At 48.7% G+C, this 15613-nt stretch carries 13 protein-coding genes and 1 pseudogene; 6 read left to right on the forward strand and 8 right to left on the reverse strand.

The annotated features are described in order from the left end of the window. Positions 1 to 19 precede the first annotated feature (19 nt). The gene (locus ACSAZK_RS10600) at positions 20 to 1426 is read right to left on the reverse strand and encodes an aspartate kinase (protein ID WP_440954110.1); all 1407 of its coding nucleotides are present in this window, start codon (positions 1424 to 1426) and stop codon (positions 20 to 22) included. A 425-nt stretch (positions 1427 to 1851) separates the two neighbouring features. Between ACSAZK_RS10600 and ACSAZK_RS10605 the strand changes: the two genes are divergently transcribed. Next, positions 1852 to 3048 (forward strand): cofactor-independent phosphoglycerate mutase, encoded by a 1197-nt coding sequence (locus ACSAZK_RS10605; protein WP_440954111.1) that lies wholly within the window; start codon positions 1852 to 1854, stop codon positions 3046 to 3048. A 222-nt stretch (positions 3049 to 3270) separates the two neighbouring features. Next, positions 3271 to 3735, forward strand: a complete 465-nt coding sequence (locus tag ACSAZK_RS10610; protein WP_440954112.1) for an Hsp20/alpha crystallin family protein — start codon at positions 3271 to 3273, stop codon at positions 3733 to 3735. A gap of 103 nt (positions 3736 to 3838) precedes the next feature. Here ACSAZK_RS10610 and ACSAZK_RS10615 read toward each other — a convergent pair whose 3' ends face one another. Next, positions 3839 to 4231, reverse strand: a complete 393-nt coding sequence (locus tag ACSAZK_RS10615) for a hypothetical protein (RefSeq protein WP_440954113.1) — start codon at positions 4229 to 4231, stop codon at positions 3839 to 3841. Positions 4232 to 4730: 499 nt separating this feature from the next. Here ACSAZK_RS10615 and ACSAZK_RS10620 point away from each other — a divergent pair, with 499 nt between their 5' ends. Continuing rightward, positions 4731 to 5492 carry a coenzyme F420-0:L-glutamate ligase gene (locus tag ACSAZK_RS10620; RefSeq protein ID WP_440954114.1) on the forward strand — a complete coding sequence of 254 codons (762 nt, stop codon included), beginning with the start codon at positions 4731 to 4733 and terminating at the stop codon, positions 5490 to 5492. 39 nt (positions 5493 to 5531) lie between these two features. Here ACSAZK_RS10620 and ACSAZK_RS10625 read toward each other — a convergent pair whose 3' ends face one another. After that, positions 5532 to 6002, reverse strand: coding sequence for a deoxycytidylate deaminase (locus ACSAZK_RS10625; RefSeq protein ID WP_440954115.1), 471 nt, complete (start codon positions 6000 to 6002; stop codon positions 5532 to 5534). A gap of 500 nt (positions 6003 to 6502) precedes the next feature. Between ACSAZK_RS10625 and ACSAZK_RS10630 the strand changes: the two genes are divergently transcribed. The 3 genes from ACSAZK_RS10630 to ACSAZK_RS10640 all read left to right on the forward strand — a co-directional run bounded on the left by ACSAZK_RS10630 (position 6503) and on the right by ACSAZK_RS10640 (position 10344). After that, positions 6503 to 7408 (forward strand): protein translocase subunit SecF, encoded by a 906-nt coding sequence (locus ACSAZK_RS10630; protein WP_440954116.1) that lies wholly within the window; start codon positions 6503 to 6505, stop codon positions 7406 to 7408. Further along, complete coding sequence (locus tag ACSAZK_RS10635) at positions 7405 to 9129, forward strand: preprotein translocase subunit SecD (protein WP_440954117.1); 1725 nt, start codon at positions 7405 to 7407, stop codon at positions 9127 to 9129. Before ACSAZK_RS10630 ends, ACSAZK_RS10635 begins: the two co-directional genes overlap by 4 nt. Before the next feature lie 189 nt (positions 9130 to 9318). Further along, on the forward strand, positions 9319 to 10344 hold the full coding sequence (locus ACSAZK_RS10640; protein WP_440954118.1) for an AAA family ATPase: 1026 nt from the start codon (positions 9319 to 9321) through the stop codon (positions 10342 to 10344). Positions 10345 to 10949: 605 nt separating this feature from the next. On the opposite strand, the gene ACSAZK_RS10645 is transcribed toward ACSAZK_RS10640, so the two are convergent. The 5 genes and pseudogenes from ACSAZK_RS10645 to ACSAZK_RS10665 all read right to left on the reverse strand — a co-directional run bounded on the left by ACSAZK_RS10645 (position 10950) and on the right by ACSAZK_RS10665 (position 15228). Next, positions 10950 to 11201 (reverse strand): efflux RND transporter permease subunit, encoded by a 252-nt coding sequence (locus tag ACSAZK_RS10645; RefSeq protein WP_048183966.1) that lies wholly within the window; start codon positions 11199 to 11201, stop codon positions 10950 to 10952. 14 nt (positions 11202 to 11215) lie between these two features. Next, a complete protein-coding gene (locus tag ACSAZK_RS10650) occupies positions 11216 to 11491 on the reverse strand; it encodes a monomethylamine permease (RefSeq protein WP_231582841.1) in 276 nt (91 codons plus the stop codon). Then, positions 11472 to 12884, reverse strand: a complete 1413-nt coding sequence (locus ACSAZK_RS10655) for an APC family permease (protein WP_440954119.1) — start codon at positions 12882 to 12884, stop codon at positions 11472 to 11474. Before ACSAZK_RS10655 ends, ACSAZK_RS10650 begins: the two co-directional genes overlap by 20 nt. A gap of 298 nt (positions 12885 to 13182) precedes the next feature. Further along, positions 13183 to 14559: pseudogene (locus ACSAZK_RS10660) on the reverse strand (monomethylamine:corrinoid methyltransferase). Positions 14560 to 14574: 15 nt separating this feature from the next. Beyond that, positions 14575 to 15228, reverse strand: a complete 654-nt coding sequence (locus ACSAZK_RS10665) for a methyltransferase cognate corrinoid protein (protein ID WP_440954120.1) — start codon at positions 15226 to 15228, stop codon at positions 14575 to 14577. Between the last annotated feature and the right edge of the window lie 385 nt (positions 15229 to 15613).

Here is a 15613-nt window from a genome sequence, read left to right on the forward strand (position 1 = left end):
GTGCCGTTCAAATTTGATATTAGATCCCGTTTCCGTTGTAAAGTTCGAATTCCTGATGCAGGGTCCTGACCGCGGGGATCGCGTCTTTTTCCCGGACCACGAAGGAAATGTTGTACTGGGAAGAGCCCTGGCTGATCATGATGATGTTGATCATGGAATTCCCCAGAGCCCCAAAGACTCGCTTTGCCACTCCCGGGGTCCCGGCCATGCCCGCGCCTACCACGGCAACCACGCAGACTTCTTTGTCCGAAATGATTTCCCGGATGATTTTTCGGTTAAACTCCCTGTGGAGGGCTTTTACGGCCTTTTCCACATGGGCTTCGCTGACCACGAAGGAGAGGTTGGACTCGGAAGAGCCCTGGCTGATCATGACGATGTTCACGCCTGCGCTTGCAAGGGTGGTAAAGAGCCTTGCAACGGTGCCTATGGTGCCTGCCATTTCGGCCCCTGAGATGTTGATAAGAGCTACGTTCTTGATCAGGCTTACCGCCTTTACCACGTGCCTGCACTGGAACTTGTCCGCGACCACAAGGGTGCCTTCGAACAGGGGGTCGAAAGTGTTCTTGACCCGGACAGGGATGTGCTCGCGCATCGCAGGTTCGATTGACCGCGGGTGGAGCACGTTTGCCCCGAAGTAGGAAAGTTCCATGGCTTCGGAGTAGGAAATCCTGGGGATGGTCTTGGCTTCGGGCACGATCCTTGGGTCGGTGGTCATGATTCCGTTTACTTCTTTCCAGAGCCAAATTTCATCAACTTTCAGGGAAGCGCCAAGGATGGATGCCGAGAAGTCCGAGCCGCTCCGGCCAAGGGTCGTAATGATCCCGTCCTCGTTTTCCCCGATAAAGCCTGTGACCACCTGGATCTGGGACTCAAGCCGGCAGCCCAGCCGCTTTTCCACCAATTCGTAGGTCTTTTCAAGAGGCCGGGCGTTTCCGTAATCTCCAGTGGTTATGATCCCGGCTTCGCCTCCCGTGTATTCCGTGGAGGAGACTCCAAGAGAGCGGATTGCTCCTGATATGATAGGGGCTGCCAGGCGTTCCCCGTAGGATGATATGTAGTCAATGGACCTTGGAGTAAGTTCTCCCAGGTAGCAGATCCCGATCAGAGCTTTTTCAAGTTCGTCAATGCGGATGTCAAGGATCTGGAGGACTTCTTCTGCGATTTTGGGGTTGTCAATAGCTTCCTTAACGGCTTCGTGGTGTTTGTTTGTCAGCTCTGTCTTAAACTCCTTCACAAGAGTTACTTTGCCCTTTGTGGAAGCAAAGTTCGCATTTTCCATGAGCATATCGGTCACTCCACCGAGTGCCGAAGTTACCACCACGATCTGGTTGCCTTCTTCATAGTACTTCATGAGGAGCTGGGCAACATGACGGATCTTCTTTCCGTCGCCGACGGAACTTCCTCCAAATTTCATCACAAGTCTCATGATCGAATCACATTTCAGGATTTAAATAAAAGTATTTTAATTTGAATCTTTTAATGATTTATTTTTAATAGGGTTATTCTAATTAGCATCATTCTCTGAAATTTATTCAATGCTGGAATTTATTCAATGCTTATCTGTCATGTTTGCAGTTTGCCTTTCTCTGATACGGTTTTTTTCTGAACGGGCATTTACATGCCAGCTCTTTTTGCAGATTAATATAATTTACGCTGCAAGCATTTCCTGTATAGGATATAGGTACTATATTATAACATTTGTGTAAAACAAAGTGTAGCAAAGTGCAGGATTGAAATCTCGGAAAATCTCCTGCAGGCAGGCTTTGCAGTGCCTTGTAGAAGGGGACGGTAGAAAGGGATATATCTTATCCCCAAGTGAAAGAGAGTAAAACAGTAAACACAGGTGAAGCAATGAAATACGCCGTACTTATAGGAGACGGAATGGCGGATTATCCTATTGAGGATCTGGGTGGAAAGACAATCCTCCAGGCAGCCAGTACTCCAGCTATGGATTCCATCGCAGCCCGCGGAAAAGCAGGGCTTGCAAGAACCGTACCGGAAGGCTTTCCCCCCGGCAGTGATGTGGCAAACATGTCCATTATCGGTTATGACCCCGCAGTCTACTATTCCGGTCGGGCTCCCCTGGAAGCTGCAAGCATGGGAGTGGCTCTTGCCGCGGACGATGTGGCTTTCAGGTGCAACCTCGTGACAATTGAAAACGGATTAGTAAAGGATTACAGTGCAGGACACATAAGCAGTGATGAAGCGAAAACCCTTGTCGAGACCCTTGATTCAGAATTAAGAACTGAGGAGCTTAAGTTCTACCCCGGAATTAGCTACAGGCACCTTCTGGTCGCAAGAGGGGACAAGGGTATCGAAATGGAATGCACCCCTCCTCACGATGTGACAGGGGAAAGGGCGGCGGAACATCTCCCGAAAGGAGAGGAAGAGGATTTCTTCAGGGACCTTATGGAGGCTTCCATGGAGATTCTGGAACTGCACCCGGTGAACCTGAAGAGAGCCGAGGAAGGCAAAAACCCGGCCAATTCCATCTGGGTCTGGGGCCAGGGGCATGCCCCGCAGTTCACATCCTTCAGGGAGCTTTACGGGAAGACCGGAGCCGTGATCTCGGCGGTGGACCTCCTGAAAGGGATAGGGATCTATGCAGGGCTGGACGTAATAGAAGTCCCGGGAGCCACCGGTTACCTGGACACAAACTATGAGGGAAAAGCCCGCGCCGCAATCGAAGCTTTTGAGTCCCGGGATCTCGTTTTTGTCCATGTAGAAGCTCCGGATGAGGCAGGGCACGAAGGAAGCCTTGAGAAGAAGTTAAAAGCTGTTGAGGATTTTGACAGCAGGATCGTCGCTCCCATCCTAGAGCATGCCAAAGCCTCTGAAGAGTCTTTTACCATCCTTGTAATGCCCGACCACCCGACTCCCATCTCCTTAAAGACCCATACTCCGGACCCTGTACCTTTTGCGGTCTACAGGACCGATAAGGAAGATCCGGATGAAGCAGGGGCTTTTGATGAGGAGTCTGTTAAAAATGGTTCCATGGGCATTGTGAAAGCTTCGGACCTTGTCGGGATGCTTATAAAGGCTGAATAATTGCCTCTGGCTGAATAATTGCCTTAGATCCTGTTTTTATTTTTTACGTTCCCGAATTTCGGGAACTTTTTTTCTTTAATAGCTTTTTCTTTTTTGCCATTTTTTTGCCATTTCTTCTCTTTTATCTTAGCATTCTAATTATATTTTCTCAGAAAACCTATATATTTGCTCTCAATGTATTCAAATATTGAACGTTATCACTTCATTTAAGGGGGTATTTTTATGGTTAGATGGCCTGTCAGAAGACCTTCCGGAGGTCCCGTACGCTGGGACCCGTTTGATGAGATCAAGAGGACACAGGATCGCCTGAACCAGCTGTTTGAAGAGTTCATGCCAGTTGAAGAGTGGGCCGGGGGTAAAGTATACGCTCCTGCTATTGACATCATGGAAGAAGCTAACAAACTCGTAGTTACCACTGACCTTCCGGGAGTCGATAAGAAAGATATTGAAATAAACGTAAAAGAAGACATGCTTGAGATAAGCGCAAAATGCGGCCGGGAAAAGGAAACCGAAGAAGAAGGTTACCTGCGCCGGGAGCGGGCTTACACGCGCTTTTACCGGGCGGTCCGCCTGCCAACCAACGTTACGGACGAAAACGCCACCGCAAAAATGGAAAACGGAGTCCTGACGATAATGATTCCGAAACTCCAGCTAGAAGAGCCCAAGAAAAAGATAGATGTCGAGTAATTTTCAAAAAGACCCGGTGACTTAGGGAAACCTCTTTTTGGTCCCTACTTTTTCATCAGGTCTTTAGTTTTCATTAATTTCTTTTTTGATTTTTTCAATCTATTCATGCATAACGAGGGAAAAGATATGTTATTTCTTCGGGGTTTTCTTCTTCTATTCCCTTATTATCAGGAGCCCCTTTGTCTTTCGAGGCTTTGGCTTTTACAAGTTCCGGATGCTGTTTCAGGAATTCTTCCGAATAATCGGTGGTCTGCCGCCTGGATGCGTGCTCGAAGATTTTATCTATTTCTTCTTTGCTGAACTGCCCGTGGTCGAGTAAAAGTTGCGTAACCTTTTCCCGGGTTGCCTGGGGTTCTTTTGTATAGCTCTGGGAGTAATAAAGCCTGGATATGATGATTTTCAGGGTTCTCGGTCTGCTCCTTTTGTTTTCTTTATGTTCGAAGGGGCTTTTGTCCTGAATTTTCTTTATTATTACGTCAAGGTCATACTGACTCATTTTTTCACCCTGAAAGTTTTGGACGGCAAACTAAATAAGAATGCTCAAATGTATCGGATTTTCAGCTGGCATTAGCTGGCATTAGCTGGCAATAGCTGGCAATAGCTGGCAATAGCTGAAATTTGTAATGTGAAACTAAGGGTAAACAAGGTGGCAATTAACCTTAGATGCAGTTATGGCCTTGAAGCCCTGACCTGAGGTATGGGCCTGTAAAGTTGGAGAAAAGTGCGGCATCAGGAAATAGTTCTCGTCATACTTTGCTCGGTCGGGGTAACTCTCATCATCGCCGCAAAAAGTAGTATATAGATGGTCTTATTTATGTTTAGTGCCTTTACTGATCAAAATTATTCTCAACTGTGGGAATGCTTTAATCCGCTTTAAATATCTCATCATATGTCTTTCATATGACTCTCATATATCCATTGCATACCTTTCCCATATCATTTCTATGTCTACTATTAACACTCTTACAACCCGAACAAAACTTTGAGGAACCTGCTTGAAATTCGAAGCCATAGCCGTAGAAAATATCCCCCTGATTCTGAGGGGGGATGACCTCCCCTCCATTATCTGTGAAAATATCGTTCTTGAGGACCGGGACATAGTTATCATCGCCTCCACAATAGTCGGAAAAGCCGAAGGGCTGACTTTCAGGCTTGAGGACATCACCCCCGGGGAACGGGCACTTGAGCTTGCATCCCGGAACGGGCAGGATCCGCGTTTTGTCCAGGCGGTCCTTTCCCGGAGCAGGGAAGTCCTTGTAGAGGCCCCTTTCATTCTTGCAACGACTCTTGCAGGGCACACCTGCGTAAATGCGGGGATTGACGACTCAAACGTCGAGGGTGAGCTGCTGCTGAACACTCCGGAAAATCCGGACATCAGTGCCGCAAAAATCGGAGAGAGGATTGAAACCCTTAGCAGGAAAAAGCTCAGCGTGATTGTCACGGACACTAACGGTCGGGCTTTCAAGGTCGGGCAGACAGGGGTTGCCATCGGGCTCTACAAAATAAAACCTGTCAAGCGCTGGATCGGGGAAAAAGACCTCTTTGGGAAAACCCTGGAGATTTCCGAGGAAGCGGTTGCTGATGAGCTTGCAGGGGCCGCAAACCTCCTGATGGGGGAAGGCAACGGTGGCGTTCCTGTGGTCGTTATCAGGGGTCTTGATTATTATTGTGAGAACTATCCGGGAATCCGGGAAATGTACCGTCCGGAAGAATTTGACGTTATCAAAAAAGGGTTACGCTGCCTTTTGAAAAAATAAGCTGAAAAAATAAGTTGAAAAGCCGGGCTTTTCTCCTTTTCAGTCCGATTTTTTTTCTCCTTCAAAGGAGATGTACTCGACTTCCACTCCCGCATCCCTGAAATAGTTCAGGGAATCGCTGTCCGGGTAAGGGGTTGCGTACACGACTTTTTTGATGTTTGAATTGATTATCATTTTTGCGCAGAGGATACAGGGTTGGTGGGTGCAGTAGAGGGTTGCCCCGGCAATGCTCACGCCGTGGAGTGCAGCCTGTATAATGGCATTTTGCTCCGCATGCACTGCCCGGCATTTCTCGTGCCGCGTGCCCGACGGGATGTTTTCCATTTCCCGGATGCAGCCTATATCCAGGCAGTGGTCCATGCCGCTTGGGGCACCATTGTATCCGGTTGAAAGGATGCGCTTGTCCCGGACGATCACCGCCCCCACGTTGTTCCTGAGGCAGGTGGCCCGTTTGCCTACCACGAAGGCGATTTCGAGGAAATATTCGTCAAGGGATGGTCTTTCTGTCATTATTTTTAATGAACAGTAACTCGTATATATAGTTGTGACGTTAGGACTTGTGCCATTTTTGAGATTAATTTTAAATGAAATGAATCTTTGCTTTAGAGAGGAAGAATTGATATAATCGATGAGAGTACAGAATTGAAACAGATTAAATTCATCAGCATTATTAAGATGTGTTGATCACTTATTTCCGGAACCGCAATCGGAATTTTTTTCCGGACGAGTCCGGGATTACCGGGTATGTTTAGTACTACAAACTCGGATTATAAATCTGGATTATAGATTTGAATTATAGATTTGAATTATAAATCTGGATTATAGATTTGAATTATAAATCTGGATTATAGATTTGAATTATAAATCTGGATTATAGATTTGAATTATAGATTTGAATTACAGATTTGAATTATAATGGATTCTCAATTCGGCTTATCAATTTGGATTATAAAAACAGATTCGGATAAGTTCAAGGAAATAATAGATGCATTCATCCGGAGTATTTAATTATGGCAACAGGTTTTACCGATTTTTTAGATTCCTTCGTGAAGGGTCACGATAATCGCCAGTTGCTGGCAATTCCTCTTGCAGTATTCGCGGTTTCTTTAGCGATACTGCTGGTTTCTTTCGCAAGCAGCGGGTCGCCTTTGCTCCTGGGCATGGAGTTCCAGGGAGGTACCCAGATTTCGATGGGAACAACCGATTCCCCTGCTGAGCTTGAAGAACTGTATTCCGATTATCCGATAATGGATGCCCGGCAGGCAGGTAACAGGGTTATCATGCAGTTCGGTGTCATGGATAATGAGGAACAGCGCCAGCTAGAAGACGATGTAATGGGCCGTTATTCCAATGTGGAAATCAAGCAGATAGGGCCGGTGTACGGAAAAGACCTGCAGGTCCAGGCTCTTCAGGCCCTTTTAATCTCCTTTATCGGGATGGCTATTGTGGTCTTCCTGATCTTCAGGAGCCCTGTCCCCTCTTTTGCAGTGGTACTTTCGGCTCTCTCGGACATAGTGATTGCCGCAGCTTTCATGCGGATTGCAGGGATCGAGCTTTCCCTGGGGACAGTTGCAGCCCTCCTTATGCTTATCGGTTATTCCGTGGACAGTGACATCCTGCTTACTAACAGGGTGCTGAAGCGCAGAGGTACGGTGGAAGAGAAGGTTTCCAGGGCCATGCAGACCGGGATTACCATGACCTCCACAACCCTTGCAGCCCTCGTAGTGATGTACGTTGTCTCCACTTTCCCCTACCTGGTTATCCCCTCATTCACGCAGATAACCCTGCTCTCGCAGATTTCCAGCGTCCTGATCATAGGGCTGGCTGCGGACCTGATGAACACCTGGCTCCTGAACACGGGAATTTTGCGCTGGTATGTCCTGAAACCCGAATTCAGAGGGAGGTTTAACAGATGAGCGACGCAAAAAGTCTCTTTAAAAACGTGAGAGTTATCATCTTTATTATTGCCCTGCTGGCTTCCATTATTGCAATCCACCCAGGATATACCTCGGGAGAAGGCACGACCTCAAACCTGAACTACGGGCTTGACCTGGAAGGCGGTTCCTGGCTCCAGATCAAACTACAGGGTGCTCTGGCTCAGGTGGACGCGGATTCCGGGATGATTGTAAGTGAAATGGTGGAACCGGTCATCGGAGCCCCCATCACAATAACGGAAAACAAGCTGGAAGGAAACGGCCTTTCAGAAGCTGAAAACTCCATTACGTTCACCACGGATGTCCCGGTCAGCAGCTCCGAACTCGAGCTCCTGGAAATCGGGCGGGTAAGTGTGGATCGGCTGAACCAGGAGACCACCCAGGTCACCATCTTTACCAGCAAGGAAAGCCTGATCCGGCTCTACCTGGCAAGCTCTCTGGATTCCGAAGTCATTACTTTTGACGAAGGGGAAGGGCTTGTCTATGAAATCAGGACTGCTGTTTCCGAAGAGGAACTCGAAGCCCTGATGGCAAAGGTAGGCGGTTCAATCCTCAAGAACGAAGACGGGACTTCCAGCTACAAGGAAGGGGTAAGTGTGCAGACCCGGGACCTGACCCGGGACATCCTGAACGACAAGCTCAACGCCCTCGGCCTGAAAGATATCCCTGTCCGGACGGTCGGGGAAGACTACATCCTCATTGACTTTGCAGGCATAGACCTGGCAACCGCAAAGGACATTGCCGAAAAGCCCGGAAAATTCGAGATCAGGATCAATACTACAGGAACTGAGACCCGGCACGTGCTTTACGGGGATTCCATAGTAAGCGTAGGGATACCCGGTTTCCACGACAACCAGTGGAATACACCCTTTACCCTGAACGAGGCCGGGGCGCTCGCCCTCCAGAAAGTCGCAATTGAAACCGGGGCAGTGGACAACCCGAGTGCTCACTACCTTACCATGTACCTGGACGAAAACGTGGTCTACAGCGCTCCCCTTAGCTATTCCGCCGCATCCCAGCTAAAAGAAGCTCCTATCTACTCCTGGCAAGCTTCCACCGGTGGCGATGAGGAAGCCAAGGCTCAGGCTCAGGCGCTCCAGATACACCTCAGGGCAGGGGCTCTCCCTGTGAACGTGGTGCTTGTGGGTTCCGGGCATGTGGATGCAGCTCTTGGTGAGCAGTTCAAGACCGAAGCCCTGATTGCAGGTCTCCTTTCCCTTTTAGCCGTGGCAGGAGTGGTCTTCCGCAGGTACAGGAGACCTGAGATTCTCATACCAATGGTAGGGACTTCCATCAGTGAAGTGATAATGATCCTCGGGGTGGCTGCAGCCATCGGCTGGCAGATGGACCTGGCAGCAATAGCAGGTATCATCGCAGCCATAGGGACAGGGATTGACCACCTGGTTATCATCACCGACGAGGTGCTTTATGAAGGCAAGCTTCCCCCAACAAAGGTCTTTGTCTCAAGGATCGGGAAAGCCTTCGGAATCATTTTCGGAGCTGCTGCAACCACTATTATTGCCATGTCCCCCCTGGTCGTGATGGGCTTTGGAGCCCTGAAGGGCTTTGCCATAACCACAATCATCGGTGTGTTCATCGGTGTGGTGATTGCAAGACCGGTCTACGGAGTGGTGATTAAGGAAATGCTCGAAGCAGGTGACGCCTCCGCCGCTCGTAAAGGGGAAATTTCCGCTGATGAGTGAACCGTGCTTTATGGAAAATAAATAAGGGCCGCAGAAAAGGTTGATTGCAGAAAAGTGAATAAAATGAATTGCAAGAAAGTGGGCAAAAGAATCGCAGAAAAGCGAATAGAATTGCGAAAAAACGGACAAAGCGAATCCCAGAACCACAAATAAACGGATCGAAGGAAAGCAAAATAACGAGGTGCTAAGATGCAGGATCTCTGGACGTTGAAATACAGGGCCGCTGCCCTGGAAGAACTGCTTGGAAACGAACATTCGGTGGATACCCTCTCCGAGCTGCTGCAGTCCGGGAATCTGCCCCACCTTGTTTTCCACGGTCCGGAAAATTCGGGAAAAACAACTGCGGCTCTTGCCCTTGCCCGGGAACTTTACGGGGAAACCTGGAAAAACAACTTTACCTATTTCAATGCCTCGGACTTTTTCGACCAGGGTAAACGTTACCTTGTCCGGGATAGGCGTTTTGTCCGGATTATCGGGACCGATGACCCGAAAAAGATCTACAAAAGCGTAATCGAGATTTTCAAGCAAATCATTAACGAATACGCAGGAATGGCTCCTCTTGATGCGGACTACAAGCTCATTTACATTGACAACGCTGAGTCCCTGAGTTCCGATGCCCAGCATGCCCTCAGGCGCATCATGGAGAAGTACACTTCCACCTGCCGCTTCGTTCTCTCCACAACACGGCCTTCAAAACTGATCCCCCCTCTTCGTTCCAGGGGCTTACAGCTCTTTTTCACCTATGTCTCTGATACCTCTCTGAAACCCTATCTTGAGAAGATCGCTGAGGCCGAAGGGCTCAACTGTTCGGAAGGGAGCCTGGATGCGTTCCTCTATTTTGCAAGAGGGAATGTTGCAAGGGCTGTCCAGACTCTTCAGCTTGCTTTTCTCAGGGCTGAGGGAGCCGAAATTACGGAGGAGATCGTCTACGAGGTTACTGTTAAAGGCAGGGATGAAACAATAGATGAACTGCTTGACGCCGCTCTTTCCGGGGACTTTGCCCGGGGGCGCAAGCTCATTGACGAAATGCTTATAGAAAAGGGGTTTTCCGGAATTGAGATCCTTGAGGGGCTCTCTGAAGCCCTGACAGATTCCGGGGGGCCGGATGAGAATATTGCCCGTCTGCTGGTGAAAATTGCAGAGGCTGATGCCTGTATGGTGGTTGCAGCAAACGAAAGGATCCAGCTGGAGTACCTCATTTCTCATTTCTCTTAATTTTTTTTATTTGTGGGGCATTTGTTTTTAATACTTTCGGTCTTTTATCAAGCTTCAGTGCTCTATTATATATACTATTTGGTTTTCAAAATGTCAAATACACAAAATATATATACTATGTTTCAACATTTTAAAATCCATGGCGAAATTTATTTATATAATTGTGTTTTAGTATAACATAAGGTACTTCTTGGGTATGGGGCTCCTCAGGATACTAGAGGTCCGAAAATACCTTCTGTAAAGGGATATCAGGGCCCGGGTTCTACGGATGTCCGTAGAAGGGTCCGAAAATATCTCTATTGAATGGTAAAGGGCCTGAATTCCCTTGAGCAGGTGCCCTTCCTTCGGGAGTCGCCTTTAAAATTCCACAAAAACTCCCTCAAAATTCCCTGAATCCCTCCTGGTTCAGGGAGATCTTGCTTATCTAATAATCGGGCTTTTGAAGCAGTTCTATTAAAACAGTCGGATCTGCCGGGAAATTACAAAAGCCAGAATTTCAAAACCAGAATTTCAAAAAAAACGTTGACTGCCTGAACCCTCTTTCAGGCAGTTCAACAGTCTATTCTTCAATTCATTACTATTTTTTAATTCATTACATCTATTCTTCAGTACTTGTAGTGCTTCACCGAGTGGTGGAGGATTACCACAAAGAATGCGATGATTACAAGCACGAAGCTGAAGAAGCCGACCGGGTCCCAGACGAAGCCTATGCCTGCTCCACCTTCGTCCCAGGAAACGAGCACTGCTCCCTGGAGCACCGTGGGAACCACGACGCAAGCGAAAGCCAGGACGAAGATGAATATGATATCAAAGGCCTCTGCAAGGGCACTTTTTTCTTTTTTGGTAATTTCTGCCATTTCTTTCAGCCTCCTCAATCATAGTAGGCGAACTCAAACATGTGCTTCTTGATGGAGTCACGTACCCGCAGGCAACCTATCGTTTCGACTACAACTATCAGCCCGAAGAAGATCACATAGAGATAGAAGAAGTCCGAAGCTATCTCCCATGTAGCCCCCAGGATCTTACTGATCACAAAGAGTTCCACACTTACAAGCAGTAAGAGCATTCCTGCAACCAGGATACTGTCTCCTGTCAGTTTGCTGTGGTACTTGCTTTCCATCTCCTGGTTAATCTTTGCTGAACTCAACTCCAATCACCTCCTGTCCTATCCTCGCATTTTCTGACCCTCTGGGTTCGGGCCAGCCCATTTCAGCCCAGTTGTTTTCTGCCTTTGAAGTCTTGTGCTTGTGGCTGAAGTAGAAGTACGCAATGCCGTAGAATACGAACCCGAAGATCAGGTTATACTTGTAGCCCCAGAAGAGGGTTGAAAGGATCGTAATGGCAATTGCGATTGCAAAGTAGGCGATGTAGGGCTGGAGGGGTCCTGCAAAGGGACGGACTTTGCTTGTTGTCTCCGGGAAGAGGGTCCTGAAGCGGATCAGGGCAAACGGGATCAGCACATAGCAGAGCAGCCCCGAGACGATGGAGAAGGTAATGACCTGGTCCAGGAAACCGCTGAAAGCAAAGCCGATTGCTACCGGCATTGTGAAGATCACAGCCCTGTAAGGGGTGTTATACTTCGGGTGCACCGCCGAGAACCAGGAAGATACGTAGTGGTCTCTGGAGAGTGCAAACCAGGAGCGTGACGAGTCACAAACACAACCGTTTGCACTTGCAAGGCAGGTAAGGAGTGTCCCGAGTCCCAGGAGGGCGATGAAGATTAATATGCCGCTGTTCTGTGCCGCTTCAAAGAGCGGATACACGGAAACCCCTAGCATGTTCGCGGGGATCAGCACTGAACAGAGGTATAGGGTCATAGCTGCTCCTATCAGGAGGGTGATCATCCCTGCCTGCTGCCCGAGCGGGACTGCCCTTGACGGGTGCTTACATTCTTCGGCACACATCGCTGCCCCTTCTATTCCCAGGTAGAACCACGGCCCGAATTGCAACGCTGCAAATAGGCCTATCATGCCGTTTGGCAAAGCCCCCTGGAAGAGATATTCAGGGTGAATGTCCACTGTTCCGAAGGCGGTTGCGAAGAAGAATACCACAATTGCAATAAAGGCTATCATGGTCAGGAAGAAGTTCAGGGTTAAAGCTGCAACCACACCCCGGTAGTTAATAAATGTCAATAGTGCAATAACTAGCAGCGTCACAGGGAAAACCTGTAACTGTGGAAATACCTCCGACGCAATAAAAGCGACCACAATAGCATCCGCAGCTTCAAGAGCGATGTATTCCATATACACCGCAAGCCCGACACTGGCGGCTGCTCCGGGTCCTATAAATAACCTTGCCCAATCGTAGGGTCCTCCTGCAAGTTTTGTGGCCGATCCGAGTTCACTGGCACAGAGAGAAATTATAACATACATGGTTCCTGCAACCAGCATGGCAAGCAGGGAACCCAGAACTCCTCCTTTTGCGACGGTGAAGTTCCAGCCCATGTACTCTCCGACCAGCACGATCCCGACTCCAAGAGCCCATACGTGGAATGGGCGCAGAGTCTTCACTAAGCTGGCAGATTCAGAGTTTTCAGACATTTTATCCCTCTCTCATTCAGCTTCTTTTTGAAATCTTGCTGGCGTCCAGCAAAACCCAGGCCATCAATGCAAAAGCAAGGAGATATATCATACCGTTTATGATAGTCCAGATGTCCATTTTCTCATATCCCCCGATATGTTTTTAAACAGTGTTTTTTTGCATTCCGTTGTCTATTCATTAAAAATATTCCAAACTAATCGTGTCTGACTTATTTAAGGGTTTCGCCCATGTTTTTAAAAAAAAATTAGCCGACGAGGCTATCTCGCCGGCCGGGTTTATTGCCTTGGGGATGTCAGTTTAGAATACGAGTCCGAGGTCTTCGAGCTGCTTCCTTGCTCCGTCGTAGACCTGCATGTATTCGTCCGTGGGTGTTACGGTCTTAACGTCGTAGCATTCCTGGAAGGTCTTGCCTGCAGGTGCGCTTGCATAGTTCTTCTCGTAGAGGCCGACGAGCTTGTCGAGGATTCCGTTGACTTCTGCGATGTCCATGCCTGCGGTTGCCCTTGCGACTTCTCCCATCATCCTGGCTTCCATACCTGTGGTCTTGTCGGTGACAACACCCTTTGCTGCTGCCACACCGGAGAGGATTTCCCTACCGGATGCTGTGTCAGTCATGGACTGGGCGGAAGCTTCGAGGAGGCACATCTCGGTACAGGGGCCAGCGCATGGGTAGTACTGGTTCCCGGAGAGGATGTCTGTAAACTCGGAGATGGTTGCACATGCCCACCCTGCGATTGTCAGGGTTTCCCTTGTGTTGGTTGAACCCCAGCGGATGTGGACAGGGCCGTCAAGGTGCCAGCTTGCGCTGCTCATGATGATGGCGTTGATGTGGGTTGCAACGTCCACGATGGTGGTCTCTTCAATGCCGCCGGCGTATCCGCCGAAGATTGGCATCTGTTCGTCCATGATGATGTCGCTGTTGCCTTTGTAGTGGGCGATAACAGAGATTGCGTCAAGGTCGATCTTCAGCTCGTTGAGCTGGGAGACTTCGTGGCTGTCGGAGGAGATCTGGCCGCCGTAGCAGTCAGAGGCAATGTTTCCCTGAGCAGAAAGGGAAGTCTCAGGGCCCTATATGCCCATGCCTGGTCTGCCGGAAAGTGCTGCTGCCTGCTTGATAAGCCTGGTTTCGGTCTTGGCTGCAAGGACTTCGTAGGGGCTGCCCGGAATTGGCGGCTTTCCGCGAACGGAGGTCATAACACCGTCCACAATGGTGTCGACTTCCTTTTCAAGGGCGTAGCTCATGTGGACCGGCATGAAGACGTCTTCGGAAATCGGGGACCCGGTAGGACCTCCCTGGATAATGGGCTTTACCTTGTCGCCGACGCTTCTTTTCCTGACGTTTACGGCGTCCCTGCCAGTCCCTAAGGTGAATTCCTTCTGGACATTGTTTATTGCATCCCAGATCTCGGCTTCGGTGTACTTGACGATCCTGTGGGTGTCGGTACAGTAGATACCGCACTCAAGGAGCATGTCGAAGCCGGCCTGGAAGAGCTTTCCCATCATGTCCTTGTCGGTAGGGATGATCTCTCCCTTGAAGTCAAGCCCGTACTTCTGCTTGAGCTCCATGGACTTCATGGGAATTGTCATGAGGTCCCAGTCGTCCTGGGTGCATTTCTCACCGACTTTTGCTCTGTCGTAGAAATCGTAGCAATCAAATGATTTTTTAAATGTCATGTCTGGTTCCCCCGTTTATTTCATAACTTCAAGAGCTACTTTTGCGGCTTCTGCAGCGTTCTCTGCGGTTGCGTCTGCTCCGATTTCTTCGATCCAGCCGTCAGAAACAGGGGCTCCTCCGAACATGCACTTTACACTGTCTCTCAGGTTTTCTTCCCTGAGCAGATCCATGAGGTCCTTCTGGCCGAGCATTGAGGTGGTCATAAGGGCGGAACCTACAAGAATGACTTTTTCTCCCTTGTGCTTTGCAACCTCTTCTACAACAGTCTCGTTGAGGACGTCGGTTCCGAGGTCGAGTATATCAAAACCATTTGCTCCGAGCATGGTTGAGACAAGGCGGTGTCCGATGTCGTGGATGTCCCCTTCTGCAACAAAAGTGATTGCAAGCCCGGTTTCTTCTCCTTCCTTCCTGGTCTTCTCAAGTTCGGGAGTAAGGATTTCCATTGCACCGTTCATTGCTTTTGCAGACATCATAATCTGGGGCAGGAAGATTTCGGCGGCTTCAAACTTGTCTCCGACGATCTTCATCCCTGCAGAAAGGCCCTTTGTGATAATGTCAAGTGCTGGGATTCCAGCAGAAAGAGCTTCCTGGGTTAACTGTACACATCCCGCGATATCCTGATTAACAATAGAGTCGCGAAGCTTGTCAAACATTTCTTCGTTTGCCATTTTTAATCCTCCATTTAAAACTCCGTTATCACGCAGTTTTTCTGGGGCAACGCAATGCTCACTGATACACATAAAAACGACTCACGCTCTGAGGAATGACTCACGCTCCGCTACCTTCCGTTACCTATACCTTCCGGTAACCAACCTGAGTAGGGTTCTCATAAGCTCCGCTACCTATACTTCCAGGTAGCCGATTTGAGTGGGGTTCTTATTTGCTCAGTTTTCCGTTCGCATGCATTTGGAATTTCTTCTCAGAAAATTCGTTCCCATTATTTTGCCATATCGGAATTTCCTCAGAATGGGTTTTCCTGAGTTTTGCCATTTTGAAATTCCTTTACATGAGATTCATTTTCTGAATGAGGGTCCTGTGCATTTTGTGAACAGA

It is taken from the genome of Methanosarcina sediminis (assembly GCF_052056915.1).
GTDB lineage: Archaea > Halobacteriota > Methanosarcinia > Methanosarcinales > Methanosarcinaceae > MTP4.